Origin of the sequence: Quadrisphaera sp. INWT6 (assembly GCF_015390235.1) — a bacterium.
Classification (GTDB): domain Bacteria; phylum Actinomycetota; class Actinomycetes; order Actinomycetales; family Quadrisphaeraceae; genus Quadrisphaera.
Genome location: NZ_VUOH01000001.1, coordinates 19,527 through 33,752 on the forward strand (window position 1 = coordinate 19,527; position 14,226 = coordinate 33,752).

10 protein-coding genes are annotated in these 14,226 nt (G+C 78.5%); 7 read left to right on the forward strand and 3 right to left on the reverse strand.

Annotation, left to right across the window (positions count from 1 at the left end):
* Nucleotides 1–29: 29 nt before the first annotated feature.
* The 3 genes from F1641_RS00075 to F1641_RS22650 all read right to left on the reverse strand — a co-directional run bounded on the left by F1641_RS00075 (nt 30) and on the right by F1641_RS22650 (nt 4,916).
* The gene (locus F1641_RS00075) at nt 30–1,691 is read right to left on the reverse strand and encodes a DNA repair helicase XPB (RefSeq protein WP_194902491.1); all 1,662 of its coding nucleotides are present in this window, start codon (nt 1,689–1,691) and stop codon (nt 30–32) included.
* A 55-nt stretch (nt 1,692–1,746) separates the two neighbouring features.
* On the reverse strand, nt 1,747–2,433 hold the full coding sequence (locus F1641_RS00080) for a hypothetical protein (RefSeq protein WP_194902492.1): 687 nt from the start codon (nt 2,431–2,433) through the stop codon (nt 1,747–1,749).
* A 62-nt stretch (nt 2,434–2,495) separates the two neighbouring features.
* Nucleotides 2,496–4,916 carry a helicase-associated domain-containing protein gene (locus F1641_RS22650; protein WP_194902493.1) on the reverse strand — a complete coding sequence of 807 codons (2,421 nt, stop codon included), beginning with the start codon at nt 4,914–4,916 and terminating at the stop codon, nt 2,496–2,498.
* A gap of 192 nt (nt 4,917–5,108) precedes the next feature.
* On the opposite strand from F1641_RS22650, the gene F1641_RS00090 reads away from it, so the two are divergent.
* The 7 genes from F1641_RS00090 to F1641_RS00120 all read left to right on the forward strand — a co-directional run bounded on the left by F1641_RS00090 (nt 5,109) and on the right by F1641_RS00120 (nt 14,222).
* Complete coding sequence (locus F1641_RS00090) at nt 5,109–5,492, forward strand: cold-shock protein (RefSeq protein ID WP_194902494.1); 384 nt, start codon at nt 5,109–5,111, stop codon at nt 5,490–5,492.
* Between the two features lie 4 nt (nt 5,493–5,496).
* On the forward strand, nt 5,497–6,306 hold the full coding sequence (locus tag F1641_RS00095) for a DUF3027 domain-containing protein (protein ID WP_194902495.1): 810 nt from the start codon (nt 5,497–5,499) through the stop codon (nt 6,304–6,306).
* A 66-nt stretch (nt 6,307–6,372) separates the two neighbouring features.
* Nucleotides 6,373–9,609, forward strand: a complete 3,237-nt coding sequence (locus tag F1641_RS00100; protein ID WP_206690345.1) for a sacsin N-terminal ATP-binding-like domain-containing protein — start codon at nt 6,373–6,375, stop codon at nt 9,607–9,609.
* Nucleotides 9,606–10,898 carry a CapA family protein gene (locus F1641_RS00105; protein ID WP_194902497.1) on the forward strand — a complete coding sequence of 431 codons (1,293 nt, stop codon included), beginning with the start codon at nt 9,606–9,608 and terminating at the stop codon, nt 10,896–10,898. The genes F1641_RS00100 and F1641_RS00105 overlap by 4 nt, the downstream gene beginning before the upstream one ends.
* 95 nt (nt 10,899–10,993) lie before the next feature.
* The gene (locus tag F1641_RS00110; protein ID WP_194902498.1) at nt 10,994–11,458 is read left to right on the forward strand and encodes a MarR family transcriptional regulator; all 465 of its coding nucleotides are present in this window, start codon (nt 10,994–10,996) and stop codon (nt 11,456–11,458) included.
* Nucleotides 11,455–12,927: an MFS transporter gene (locus tag F1641_RS00115; protein WP_194902499.1), complete on the forward strand. Its 1,473-nt coding sequence runs from the start codon at nt 11,455–11,457 to the stop codon at nt 12,925–12,927. Before F1641_RS00110 ends, F1641_RS00115 begins: the two co-directional genes overlap by 4 nt.
* Nucleotides 12,927–14,222 (forward strand): SAM-dependent methyltransferase, encoded by a 1,296-nt coding sequence (locus F1641_RS00120; RefSeq protein WP_194902500.1) that lies wholly within the window; start codon nt 12,927–12,929, stop codon nt 14,220–14,222. The genes F1641_RS00115 and F1641_RS00120 overlap by 1 nt, the downstream gene beginning before the upstream one ends.
* The last annotated feature ends 4 nt before the right edge of the window (nt 14,223–14,226 follow it).

Genomic DNA, 14,226 nt, shown 5'->3' on the forward strand with positions numbered 1-14,226 from the left:
GCGCCCGTGATCACGGGCGCCCACCCCGGTCAGGCGCCGGCGGCCGCCGTGCCGGCGTGGGGCAGGTCGCCCGCGTCGACGATCGAGTAGGCGTACCCCTGCTCGGCCAGGAACCGCTGGCGGTGGGCGGCGAAGTCGGCGTCCACCGTGTCGCGCGCCACCACCGTGTAGAAGCGAGCCGTGCGCCCGTCGGCCTTGGGGCGCAGCAGGCGGCCGAGGCGCTGCGCCTCCTCCTGCCGCGAGCCGAACGAGCCCGACACCTGCACCGCGAGCGCCGCCTCGGGCAGGTCGATCGAGAAGTTGGCGACCTTGGACACCACGAGCACGTGGATCTCGCCGGTGCGGAAGGCCTGGAACAGCCGCTGGCGCTCGGCCACGGACGTCTCGCCGGTGATGACGGGCGCGTCGAGGCGGTCGCCGATCTCTGCGAGCTGGTCGAGGTACTGGCCGATGACCAGCGTCTGCTCGCCCGGGTGCTGGCGCAGCAGCTGCTCGACCACCTTCGTCTTGGACGACGACGTCGCGCAGAGGCGGTACTTCTCCTCCGGCTCCGCCGTCGCGTAGGTGAGGCGCTCGCCGTCGGGCAGCGTCACGCGGACCTCGACGCAGTCGGCGGGGGCGATCCAGCCCTGGGCCTCGATGTCCTTCCACGGCGCGTCGAAGCGCTTGGGGCCGATGAGGGAGAACACCTCGCCCTCGCGGCCGTCCTCGCGCACCAGCGTGGCGGTGAGGCCGAGGCGGCGGCGGGCCTGCAGGTCGGCCGTCATGCGGAAGATCGGCGCGGGCAGCAGGTGCACCTCGTCGTAGACGACCAGGCCCCAGTCGCGCGCGTCGAGCAGCTCCAGGTGCGGGTAGACGCCCTTCCGCTTGGTCGTCAGCACCTGGTAGGTGGCGATCGTGACCGGCCGGACCTCCTTCTTGGAGCCCGTGTACTCGCCGATCTCCTCCTCCGTCAGCGAGGTGCGCTTGAGCAGCTCCTCGCGCCACTGGCGGGCGCTGACGGTGTTGGTGACGAGGATGAGCGTCGTCGCCTTCGCCTTGGCCATCGCCCCGGCGCCCACGATCGTCTTGCCGGCGCCGCAGGGCAGGACGACGACGCCGGAGCCGCCGTCCCAGAACCCGTCGACGGCCTGCTGCTGGTACGGCCGGATCGCCCAGCCGTCCTCGGCGAGCTCGATGGGGTGGGCCTCGCCGTCGACGTACCCGGCGAGGTCCTCCGCGGGCCAGCCGAGCTTGAGCAGCACCTGCTTGAGGTTGCCGCGCTCGGAGGGGTGCACCAGCACCGTCTCCCGATCGAGGCGCTCGCCGACCAGCGGCGCGACCTTCTTGGAGCGCAGCACCTCCTCGAGCACCGGCACGTCGGTGGCGTGCAGCACGAGGCGGTCGCCGTCCTTCTCCAGGCGCAGGCGGCCGTACCGGTCCATCGTCTCGGCGACGTCCACCAGCAGGGCGTGAGGCACGGGGTAGCGGGAGTGCTCGATGAGGGCGTCGACCACCTGCTCGGCGTCGTGCCCCGCGGCGCGCGCGTTCCACAGCCCGAGCGGGGTGATGCGGTAGGTGTGCACGTGCTCGGGGGCGCGCTCGAGCTCGGCGAAGGGGGCCACGGCCTTGCGGGCCGCCGCGGAGGCCGGGTGGTCGACCTCGAGGAGGAGCGTCTTGTCGCTCTGGACGATCAGGGGGCCGTCGGTCACCGGAGCGTCAACCCGCGAGGCGCCGCAGTGCTTCCCGCGGTGGGGGCCGGCGCGCTCAGACCGACGACCCGTAGCTGCCGCCCTCGGAGAAGCCCGAGAAGATCCCGGCCGCGAGGACGCCGAAGAACAGGACCACGAGCAGCACGAACAGCCCCGTCGCGACGGCGAAGATGATCCAGCCGGTCTTGGTGAGGCGGCGCGCGCCCTCGGGGTCGTGGCGCCGGTTCAGCGCCATGATCGACAGGACCAGGGGGGCGATGTAGACCGCGCCCACGAGGAAGGTGATCGTGAACAGCGTCGCCAGGCCCGACAGCACCAGCAGCACGATCGTCGAGACCGGCGCGGGCGGGGCCGGTGCGACCGGCGCGCCGCCGTACCCGTAGCCGTAGCCGGCCGGGGGCTGGGCCGGGCCGCCCGCGTAGCCGCCGGGCTGCCCGTACGACGGCTGGCCGTACGAGGGCTGCTCGGAGGGCGGCTGCCCGTACGAGGGCTGCTCGGAGGGCGGCTGCCCGTACGAGGGCTGGCCGTACGAGGGCTGCTCGTACGACGGCGGGCCGTAGGACGGCGGGCCCGACGCGGCGGTCGGCTCGACGGGCTGCTGCGCGGTCGGGGGCTGGGGCGCCGACCACGACGGGTCGGCGCCGTGCTGCTGGCCCGCGCCGCCCGCAGACGCCTCTGCGCCGCCGGGCTGCTCGGACCGGTCGGACCGGTCCCACGGGGCGTGCTGCGGGTCCTGGGTCACCCTGGGGCCTTCTTCCGTCCGTCGAGCTGCTGGACGGACCACGGTAGCCGGGGCGGGACCGCTCAGACGGGTGCGACTCCGCTGATCCGGTGCACGGAGAAGGTGCGGACGGCACCCGACTCGGCGTCGAGCGCGGTCACCAGCCCGCCGTCGACGTGCACGGGGGAGTACTGCCGGACCACCGTGCGGCCGGCGGCGTCGGCGAGGCCGAGCCACACCGCGCGCCCCGCGGACGCCGCCTCGCGCAGCGCGGCGAGGGCGAGCGCCGGGTCCGTCGCCGACAGCGGCGGCGGGGTGCCGGGGGTGCCCGGCGCGGCGGACGCCCGGCGCACCTGCTCGGCGTCCCCGGCGCGCAGCCCGGCGACCACGGTCGCCACGGCGCCGGGCGCCACCGGCGGCGGCTCCCCGGTCACCGGCCGGGGCGGGGTGCGCGGCGGGGTGCGCCGCACCACCGGCGCGCTGAGCACGACGTCGTCGTCCGCGCCCTCGACCGCCGGCGCCAGGCCCATGCCGCGCAGCACGTGCAGCACCGTGGCGGGGTCGGCCTGCGCGGCGGCGACGGTCGGGGCCAGGCGCCGCAGCCGCAGGGGCGCCGCGGCGCGCGAGGCCAGGACCTCGGCCAGGGCGGCCTCGTCGTCGCTGCGCAGGTAGGAGGAGGCGACGCCGACGCGGAGCCGGCCGTGGCGCCGGGCCACGTCGCGGACCAGCACCTCCAGCGCCTGCGGCACGGGCGTCGCCGAGGCGCCGCGCAAGAAGGTCAGGGCCTCGTCGGCGGAGCGGCCGAGGTCCATCGCCCGGCGCACGGAGGCGGCGCTGAAGCGGTAGACGGTGGCGCCGCCGCGGGAGTCGACGTCGGCCAGCAGCGACAGCTCGACCGCCACCGCCCGCACCAGCGGGCCGGGGGCGACGGCGGTGAGGTCGGCCTGCAGCAGCACCTGCTCGACGGGCGCGGGCAGCCGGGCCTCGAGGGCGCCGGCCAGCGCCCCGGGGTCGGCGGAGGCGTCGACGAGCACCCGCCCGTGGCTGGCCAGGGCGCCCAGCCACGTGGCGCCGAGCCAGGTGGCCTCGCGGACCGTCCACCCGACGAGCCGGCCGGTGAGGGCGCCGGCTCGTCGGGGGGCCTGCCAGCGCACCCGCGCCTCCAGGCGCTCAGCGGTGGCGGGGGTGCCGGGGGGCAGGTCGGCCAGCGCCTCCAGCACGGCGCGGCGCACGGGGGCGGCGGCGGTGCGGTCGAGGTCGTCCGAGAGGGCGGTGCGGGCGGTGCCGCGGGCGTCCTTCTCCCCGACGAGCGCCGGCACCCGCGAGGTGCGCAGCCACGCCTGCGCCAGCACCGCCCACCGCTCGGGGGTGGCGGCGTCGAGCCAGCCGTCGGCGGCGGGCGTCGGGGCCCAGGCGGCGTCGGCCTCGCCGTCGTCGGCCACCAGCCCCGCCGCGCGGGCCAGCTCGGCCCAGAAGGCGGCCTGCTCGGCGTCGACGTCGAGGCGGTCGGTGAGGCGCTTGAGCTCGCGCACGCCGAGGCCGCCGGCGCGCAGCACCGGGGGAGGCGCGGTGCTCCAGCCGTCCAGCAGCTCCTCGACCAGGCGCACGGCCTCGGCGGCCTGCCCCGCGGCCGCGCCGTCGAGCAGCTCCGGGCGCCGGGCCGCCGACCCCGCCGAGGTCCCCGCCGCCGACGTCCCGGGCGCGTCGACCAGGGCGGGCGGTGCGTCGTCGAGGCCCTGCAGCACCCGGCCGCCGCGCAGCGCGAGCGCCACCTCCCGGGGGAGCACCACGTGCCCCGGGCCGGCGGGGGCGAGGAGGCCGCGCGCGAGCAGCCAGTCGAGCGGCGAGGTCGCCTGCTCGACGCGCACGCTGCGGTCGGCCCCGGCCACGGCCCCCGTCGGGGGGCCCCAGGTCAGGCGGTCGAGCAGCTCGCGGGCGGGTGCCGGCGCAGCACCGAGCAGCTGCTGCAGGCGCTCGGGGTCGCCGAGGTGGGCGGCGACGGCCTCCAGGTCGGCCACCGGGTCTCCGGAGGCCTCGAGTCCGAGGTCCTCGGCGAGGTCGCGGGTCCGCGCCGGCGAGCGGGTGCCCAGGGCCTCCGCGAGGGGCGCGCCGAGGCCGGCGGGGTGGGCGCCGAGGACGTCGACGGCGGAGCGGGTGGGCCGCAGCGCGGCGTCGGGCCCCCAGGCCAGCGCCAGTTCCAGGAGCCGCCGCAGGTGGGGGAGCACCCGTGTGCGGGGTGCGCTGCAGGCGCGGACCACGTCGGCCAGCGACGCCGTTCCCGACGGGCCCGCGAGCGCCACGAGGACCTCGAGGACGTCGAGCTCGGGGGTGCTGAGCCGGTCGACGGCGCGCTGGGTGCTCACCCGGGTGCTGGCGCGGGCGGCCAGGGAGGCGGTGTCGCCCGGGACCGGCGAGGCCAGGTCGGGGCGGGAGGCCAGGAGCGCGGCGAGCGCGTCGTCGCTGCGCGCGCGCAGGTCGTCGGCCAGGGAGCGGGGGGCCGGCACCGGGACACCGTACGCGGGAGGGAGCGACGGGTACCTCGTTGACCGCGTCGGTACGCTGGGACGTCGGCTCGCGACGCCGCGCCCGACCCCCTCCGGCGGATCGGCTCTGCGCCCGCGACAGCCCGACGCGAACCCAGCACAGCACCCCGTCTGACGCCCGCCCCACCGACACGAGAGTCCTGAGGTCCCACCGTGCCCACTGGCAAGGTCAAGTGGTTCGACGCCGACCGCGGTTTCGGCTTCCTCGCCACCGACGAGGGCGAGGAGGTCTTCCTGCACGCCTCGGCGCTGCCCGCCGGGCTGGCCACCGTCAAGCAGGGCGCGCGCATGGAGTTCGGCGTCGCCGACGGCCGCCGCGGCAAGCAGGCGCTGTCGGTGAAGCTGCTCGAGCCCTCCCACTCCGTCGCCGCCGCGCACCGCAAGCCCGCGGAGGACATGGTCGGCATCGTCGAGGACCTGATCAAGGTGCTCGAGGGGCTGTCCGGCCAGCTGCGGCGCGGCCGCTACCCGGAGCGCGACGGCTCCCGCAAGGTCGCAGCCGTGCTGCGCAAGGTCGCCGACGACCTCGAGGCCTGAGGCCGTGCCCGCCACCCGCACCCGCCGCCCGGTGCTCGACGCCGTGGGCGCCGCCGCCGTCGACGTCGCCCGCGCGGCGGCGGAGGAGGTCTGCCGCCAGGCGTCGTCGGCGCTCGGCCCCGTGTCCGGCCCGACCACCGTCGGTGACCACCTCGGCGTCGCGCCCGACGGCGACCGCGTCGTCGTCCACCGCTTCGCCAGCACCGACCCCGGCTACCGGGGCTGGGCCTGGACCGTGGTGCTCGCCCGCGCGCCCCGCGCCAAGACGGCGACCGTCAGCGAGGTGGAGCTGCTCCCCGACGCCGACGCCGTCCTGGCGCCCGCGTGGCTGCCGTGGGACGAGCGCCTGCGCCCGGGCGACGTGGGCCCCGGCGACGTGCTGCCGCGCGTCGTCGAGGACCCGCGCCTGCAGCCGGGGTACGCCGCGGTGGCCCCCGAGGCCGACGACCTGCCCGGCCACGCCGACGAGGCCGACCGGGTGGCCCTGTGGGAGCTCGGCCTCGGCCGCCCCCGCGTGCTCTCGCCCGAGGGTCGCGACGACGCCGCCACCCGCTGGTACACCGGCTCGCACGGCCCCACCGCCGAGCACGCCAAGGCGGCGTCGGCGGCGTGCGCCTCGTGCGGGTTCTACCTGCGCCTGTCGGGCCCGTTGAGCACGGTCTTCGGCGTGTGCGCCAACGAGTGGTCGCCCTCGGACGGCCGCGTCGTCTCGGTCGACCACGGCTGCGGCGCGCACAGCGAGACCGACGTCGTGCTGGAGCCGGAGCCCGTCGCCGAGCTGGTGCTCGACGAGCGCGGCGTCGACCCGGCCTGACCCGCCGGCCGTGATCATGGGCGTCCGCCACCTCGGGGGTGGCCAGCGCCCATGATCACGGACGACGTGGGAGATCCCTTCGGCACGGCGGGCCTGCGCCGCGCCGTCCTCGACGCCTGGCGCGCCTCGCCCGACCGCTTCCGCGAGGACGCGAACGCCGAGGAGGACGCCGCGCTCGGCGCGTACCGCGACCGCGTCGTCGTCGAGCTGGCGCAGAACGCCGCCGACGCCGCGGCCCGGGTGGCCGGACGGGAGGGAGGTGCCGGGCGCCTCCTGCTCCGCCTGGAGCAGGACGACGACGGCGGGCACCTCGTCGTCGCGAACACCGGGGCGCCGCTCGACGCCGCCGGCGTGCGCGCCCTGGCGTCGCTGCGCGCCTCGGCCAAGCGCGGTGGAGCGGGCGGTGTCGGGCGCTTCGGCGTCGGTGCCGCAGCGGTGCTGTCCGCCGGTGACGACGCCACCTGGGTCACGCGCACCGCCTCCGGTGTCCGCGGGGTCCGCTTCAGCGCCGCGGCCACCCGGGAGGCCGTCGCCGCGCTCGGCAGCACCGACCTCGACGCCGAGGTCGCGGCCCGCGGGGGCGCCGTCCCGGTGCTCCGCCTGCCGTTCCCCGCCGCTGACGAGCGGGTCGTCGGGGTGCTGCCGCAGGGGTACGACACCGCCGTCGTCGTGCGGCTGCGCGACGCCGCCGCGGCCGCTGCCGTCGAGCGCGCCCTCGACGCCGTCGACGACGCGCTGCTGCTGGCCCTCCCCGCGCTGGCGGAGGTCCGGGTGGAGGTCGAGGTGGAGGTCGAGGCGGAGGGAGGCGGCGCCGGGCCGCGCGTCCTAGCCAGCGCCGCCGAGCGGTGGCACCTGCTCCGCCGCTCGGGCCCGCTGCCCCCGCACGTCCTCGCCGGCCTCGGGGTGGAGGAGCGCGCCCGCGCCGAGCGCACCGGCTGGTCGCTCACCTGGGCGCTCCCGCGGCACCGCCCCGCCGAGCCCGCCGCGGTCGACCTCTTCGCGCTGGACCTCCTCGAGGACCCACCGCCCGGCCCCACCGGCAGCTCCGCGGGCGGCGTCCTGCACGCGCCCACGCCCACCGACGAGCCGCTCACCCTGCCCGCGCTCCTCGTGGCCGACCTGCCCCTGGACCCCGGCCGCCGCCGCGTCCCGGAGACCCCCGCCGCCCGCGCCGTCCTGGCGGCCGCCGGCACCGCCTACGCGGAGCTGCTCGCCGAGCGCGCTCGCGCCGGTGAGGACGTGCTGCCGCTGGTGCCCGTGGGCCTCGGCGCCGGGTGGGTCGACGACGCCGTGCGCGCCGCCGCGACCGCCGCGCTGCGCAGCGCGCCGGTGCTGCTCCCCGTGGTGCCCGAGGGGGCCGCCGCGGGGGAGCCGCTGCGCCCCGACCAGGCGCTCGCCCTCGACGACGGACCCCTGGCCGACGACCCCCGCGCCCTGCGGGCCCTCGCCCCGCTGGTCGCCGGGCTCGTGGCGGCGCCCCGCTCCGCCCGCGCCGCGCTGGCCGTGCTCGAGGTGCGCCGGGTGGGCCTAGGAGACGTCGCCGACGCACTCCCCGCCGACCCCGAGCGCTGGGTCGCCGCTGCCGCGGCGCTGGCGCCCGCCGCCGTCGACCCCGCGGCCCGCGAGCAGCTCGCGGCCCTCCGCGTGCCCCTCGCCGGGGGCCGCAGCGCCGTCGGCGCCCGCGGTCTGCTGCTGCCCTCGCCGGACCCGGCGCTCGCCGGGGCCGTCACCGCCCTGGCGGGGTGCGGGCTGCGGTTGGCCGACCCGCGCGTCGCCGCCGACCCCGGCGCCGAGCACCTCCTCCTGGCCCTGGGCGCCCGGCCCGCCGGCGCGCGCGAGCTCCTCGCCGACCCCGCCGTGCTGGCCGCCGTCCTCGACCTCCCCGACGGTGACGCCGCCGGCGCCGAGGACGACGACGGCGCGCGCTGGGTCGAGGACGGCGAGGTCGACCCCCTGGCCGCCGCCGTCCTCGACCTGGCCGCGGCGGCCGCGGCGTCCGGTGACCTCGCCCCGGGCGACCTCCCCGAGCTCGCGGAGCTGCTGCTGCCGTCGGACGAGGGCGAGGTGCTGCCCGCCGCGGCGCTCGTGCTGCCCGGATCGCCCGCCGCCGCGCTGCTCGACCCCGACGAGGTCGCCCCCGCCCACCCGCGCCTGGTCGAGCGGTGGGGCGCCCCGGCCCTGACCGCGGTGGGGGTGGCGAGCTCGCTCGCCCTGGTGCGGTGGGAGGACGTCGACCTGCTGGCCCCGCCGGAGGAGCTGCTCGACCTCGCCGGCGCCGACGACTGGCTGGACGACGCGGTGCGGGCCGCCGGCCGGGCCGCCACGGCCGCCGCCGTCGTCGCGGTCCGCGACCTCGACCTGGTGCGCCCGGGGGCGGAGGCCGAGCTGGCGGCCCACCTGAGCACCGACCCCGCGCTGCGCGCCGCGCTGGCCGAGCCGGTGCGCCTGCTGCGGCCCGACGGCTCCTGGACCGCGGTCCGCTCCCCGAGCGCGGCCTGGCTCGCCCACGAGCTCGGCCTGGCGGGGCGCGCCTCCCCGGCGGCCGCCGCGGCCGCGACCGCCGTGCTGCCCCCGGCCCCCGCCTGGGCCGCCGCGCTCGACCCGGCCCTCGCGGCCGCCCTCGGGCTGGTGGCCGACCTGGGCGAGCTCGACGCCGACGGCTGGCAGCGCGTCCTCGACGCCCCCGGGGTGCCGGAGGCGCTGGACAGCCCGCTCGGGGCGGCCGCCCTGCTGCCGCTGTGGCGCGAGCTCGGCCGCGCGCTGCTCGCAGACCCGGCGGCGAGCGGTCTGGCGGGTGCGCTCCTCCCGCCGTCCCACGTGCTCGCCCTCGACGCCTCCGGCGGCGTCGTCAGGGTGCCCGCCGAGGAGGCCGTCGTCGTCGACGACCCGTGCTGGGCCCAGCGCGCCGACCTGGGCGCGCGCGTGGTCGGGGGGAGCGCCGCCGCGACCGCGCTGGCCGCCGCGCTGCGGATGTCCCTCGCCTCGGAGGCCGCACCGGGCAGAGTGGGGGGCGTGGGTGTGGACGTCGACGTCGCCGCCGGGGTGCGGGCCCTGCTGCCGGGCTGCCCGGCGGCCTGGTCGCGCCACGCGGAGCTGCGCGTCGACGGCGCGGCCGTGAGCTGGTGGGTGGACGGCCGGGGGCCGACCGCGCGCGTGCACGCCACCGGCCCCGCCGGCCTCGCCCGCGGCCTCGCGCTCGCCGCCGGCCGCTGGGACGCCCGCGCGGCCGTCGAGGGCGTGCTCGCCGACCCCGCCCGGGCCGTCCGGGCGCTGGTCGAGGACGCCGCCGGGGACCGGCCGTGAGGGGCCGCGCGCTGGGGGCCGCCGCGCTCGCGGCCGCTGTGCTGGTCGGCGCCACCGGCTGCACCTCGGGTGGTCCGGCGGCGGCCGACCCGACGGCCAGCGGCGACGGCGCCCCGCCCGTCGCGAGCTCCCACCCGTCGGGCACCGCCGTGCTCGCCTTCGCCGGTGACGTGCACTTCGAGGGGACCTCCGCCTCCACCACCGACCTGGGTGACGCCTTCGGCGTCCTGGCCGGCGCCGACCTCGCGGTGGTCAACCTGGAGACGGCCGTCACCACGGGCGGCACGAGGGCCGACAAGCAGTTCGCCTTCCGCGCGCCTCCTGCGGCCATGACCGCGCTGCGCGACGCGGGCGTCGACGCCGTCTCGCTGGCCAACAACCACGGCATGGACTTCGGTGCGAGCGGCCTGCGCGACACCCTGGCCGCGGGCCGGGAGGCGGGCCTGCCGGTCCTGGGCGCGGGCGACGACGTCGACGCCGCCTTCACCCCGCTGCGCGCGGAGCCGGGCGGCGTGCCGGTCTCGGTGATCGCCGCCACCGACGTCATCGACTCCTCCGTCGAGACCGCGTGGACGGCCACCGCCACCTCCGCCGGGCTGGCCTCCGCCAAGGACTCCGACCGCCTCCTCGCCGACGTGCGCGGGGAGGCCGCCGACGGGCGCGTGGTCGTCGTCGTCCTGCACTGGGGCACCGAGCGGGTGCAGTGCCCGACGCAGCGCCAGCAGCAGCTGGCCGCCGACCTCGCCGAGGCGGGCGCGGCGGTCGTGGTGGGCAGCCACGCGCACGTGCTGGAGCCCACGGACACCGTCGACGGGGCCTTCGTGGCCTACGGCCTGGGCAACTTCCACTTCTACGCCAAGCCGGGCAACACCCTCGGCACGCAGACGGGCGTGATGACCGTCGAGGTGGGCCACGACGGCGTCGTGGGCAGCGAGTGGCACCCCGCGACCATCCGCGACGGCAGGCCCGAGCTGCTGACGGCCGAGCAGCTCGAGGGCTCCTCCCGCGGGCCCGACGAGCTGGCCGAGCTCGGCGAGCGGTGCGCGGCGGGCGCCGTCGCGACGCCGTCCCCGAAGGCGCCGGCGCGCGGCGCCGACGAGGCCGACGGCGGTGACGACGGGTCTGCGGGAGACCCCGCGGACGAGCAGGTCCCCACGCGGACGCCGACCGGTGCGCCCAGCGACGCGGTGCCCTCGGCGGATCCGGGCGCGAGCCCGGAGCCCAGCAGCACGGCGCCCACCGCGACGGCCGGTGGTGGCTCGCCCGCGCCGTCCGCCGCACCCGCCTGACGCGTCCGCGCGGCTCCCCGGGCACCCCCTCGACCACCCCGAGGGGTGGTGGCCTGCGGCTACCGTTAGCGGAAGTAATGACCTATGCTCATCACATGACCCCGACCGCCGCTCCCGCGCAGCGGGTCGACCCCCCGGGCAGCCGCCCCGCGCCGCTGGCCGCGGAGCTCCGCGTGGGGGCCATGCGCATGGCCCGCCGCCTGCGCCGCGAGCGCAGCAGCACGGACATCACCGACGGCCAGTACTCGGTGCTCGCCTGCCTCGACCGGCGCGGCCCGCAGACGCTGCGCTCCCTGGCCGACCACGAGAACGTGCAGCCCCCGTCGATGACGCGCACGGTCACGGCGCTCGAGGACGCCGGCCTCGCGCGGCGCACCCCCCACCCCGACGACGGCCGCCAGCTCCTGGTCGTGCTCACCGACGCCGGCGCCACCCACGTCCTCGAGACGCGGCGCCGCCGCGACGCCTGGCTCGCCGGCCAGCTGGCCGCCCTCGGTCCCGACGACCGCGCGACCCTCGCCCGCGCCGCCGCCCTCCTGCAGGAGATCGCCACCCGATGACCGCCCTCGCCACCGCCACCCGGGCCCTCGGCCCCACCTTCCGCTCCCTGTCGGTCCGCAACTACCGGGTGTGGGCCGCGGGCGCGATCGTGTCCAACGTCGGCACCTGGATGCAGCGCGTCGCGCAGGACTGGCTCGTCCTCACCGTGCTCACCGCCAACAGCGCCGTCGCCGTCGGCATCACCACGGCCCTGCAGTTCGGGCCGCAGCTGCTGCTCGGGCCGCTGACCGGAGCCGTCGCCGACAGGTTCCCCCAGCGCGCCGTCCTGGCGGTCACCCAGGCCCTGATGGGCACGTGGGCGCTGGTGCTGGGCCTGCTCGTCGTCCTCGGCGACCCGCAGCTCTGGCAGGTCTACGCCCTCGCCGGGCTGCTGGGCGTCACGAGCGCCTTCGACGCCCCGGTCCGCCAGACCTTCGTCACCTCGCTGGTGCCCAGCGCGATGCTCCCCAACGCGGTGGGCCTCAACAGCGCCTCCTTCCACGGGGCGCGGCTCGTCGGGCCCGCCGTCGCGGGCCTGCTCATCGCCGCCGTGGGCACCGGCTGGGTCTTCCTCATCAACGCGGTGACGTTCGCCGCCACCGTCGCCTCGCTCGCGCTCATGCGCCGCAGCGAGATGCAGCCCGCGCCCCGGCGCAGGCGGGGCCGCGGAGCCACCCGCGAAGGGCTCGCCTACGTGCGCAGCCGCCCGGACATCGTGCTGATCCTGCTGGTGGTGGGCGTGGTCGGCGCCTTCGGCCTGAACTTCCAGCTGACCACCGCGCTCATGGCGAGGGTCGAGTTCGGCCTCGGCGCCGACAGCTACGGACTGCTCGGCTCGATCATGGCGATCGGCTCCCTCACCGGGGCCCTGCTGGCCGCGCGCCGCGAGCACCCGCGGCTGCGCCTCGTGGTGGGCGCGGCGACGGCCTTCGGCGTCTTCTCGGTCGTCGCGTCGCTGATGCCGGGGTACTGGACCTTCGCCGTCGCCCTCATCCCCGTGGGCCTGGCGTCGCTGACGCTGATGACCGCCGCCAACGCGACCGTGCAGATGACCACCGCGCCCGAGCTCCGCGGCCGCGTCATGGCGCTCTACATGGCGGTCTTCGCCGGGACGACGCCGATCGGCGCGCCGCTCATCGGCTGGGTCGGCGAGGCGTGGGGACCCCGCTGGTCCATCGCGGTCGGCGGCATCGCGGCGCTGCTCGTCGTCGCCGTCGTGGTGGTGGTCGTGGGCCGCCGCCAGGAGGTGCAGGTCCACTACCGGCTGCACTCGCGGCCGCACCTGGTGGTCGAGGTCGGCGGGCAGGTCACCCTGGCCCGCCACGACGAGCACGACGACGGGCACGACGGCGGGCACGACGTCGGCGGTGGGCACGACGGCGGCGGCGAGGCGCGCGCCGCCGAGCGCGAGGCCGACCGCCGCGAGGTGCTCGACCCCGTGCAGGTGCCCGACGCCCCCGTCGCGGCCGGGCCCCGGAGGATGGCCTGATGGCCCTCCTCGCCCTCGACGACGCCCTGGGGCGCGTCCGCACCGCCCTGCTGGACGGCGAGCACCTCGTCCGCGCCACCGCCTCGGGGCGCCGCCGCGGTGCCGAGACGCCCGGCCCCGGCAGCCCGGAGCGCCTGGAGCGCCTGGAGCTGCGCGCCGTACCGCTGCGCGGGGTGCTGCACCTGCAGGTGACCGAGCGCACCGGACCGGTGGTCCGCACGCACAACCACCCCCTCGAGGCCGCCGCCACGAGCGCCGGTGGGCCGACCCTCGAGGCGCTCGACGCGCTGCTCGCCCTGCCGTTCACCAGCTGGCACGTCGAGAGCTCGGCCGAGCCCGGCGGCGCCGGGGCGCGGACGGCCCTGCAGGTCCGCGTCACCAAGAAGGGCATGGCGACCGCCGGGACCTCGGCCCTCGCCGCCGGGGACGGCGCTCCCGGCGGGGCCGGAGCCGGTGGAGGGGGCGCGCGTGCAGCGCACGACCGCGCCAAGCAGCACCTGCTCGACCCCGACGACCCGCTCTTCGCCGTCCTGGGCGCCGGGGGCGACAAGCGCCGCCAGGTCGACGCCTTCCTCCGCCAGCTCTCCGCCGCCCTGCCCGAGGGCGTCGCGGCCGACCGCCCGCTGCGCGCCGTCGACCTGGGCTGCGGCAACGCCTACCTCACCCTCGCCGCGCAGCGCTGGCTGGCGGGGCGTCCGGCCGGGGCCCGCACCGTCGGCGTCGAGCTCCGCGACGACCTCGTCGCCCGCTCCTCCGCCCGCGCCGAGCAGGCGGGGGTCGAGGGGATCGCCTTCACCGCCGGCACCATCGCCGACGCCGACCCCCTGGCCGAGCTGGGCGGCCCGCCCGACGTCGTGCTGGCCCTGCACGCCTGCGACACCGCCACCGACGACGCCCTCGCCCGCGCCGTGGAGTGGGAGGCGCCCGTGGTGCTCGCGGCGCCGTGCTGCCACCGCGACGTGCAGCGCCAGCTGGTGGCGGCCGGTGCGGGGACGGCGCGCACGGAGCTCCCGGCCGAGCGGGCCGCGCTGGTGGCCTCGCCGATCCTGCGCGAGCGCTTCGCCGACGTCCTCACCGACTCCCTGCGCGCCGCTGCGCTCCGGGCGGCCGGCTACCGGGTCGACGTGGTCGAGTTCGTCGACTCGAAGCACACGCCCCGCAACGCGCTGCTGCGCGCGGTGCGCCCCGAGCGCCCCGTGCCCTCCGCCGACCGCGAGCGCGCCGCCGCCGAGCTCCGCGAGCTGTCCGCCGCCTGGGGCGTGGCCCCCGCCCTCGTCGACCGCCTCACCCTCTGACCCG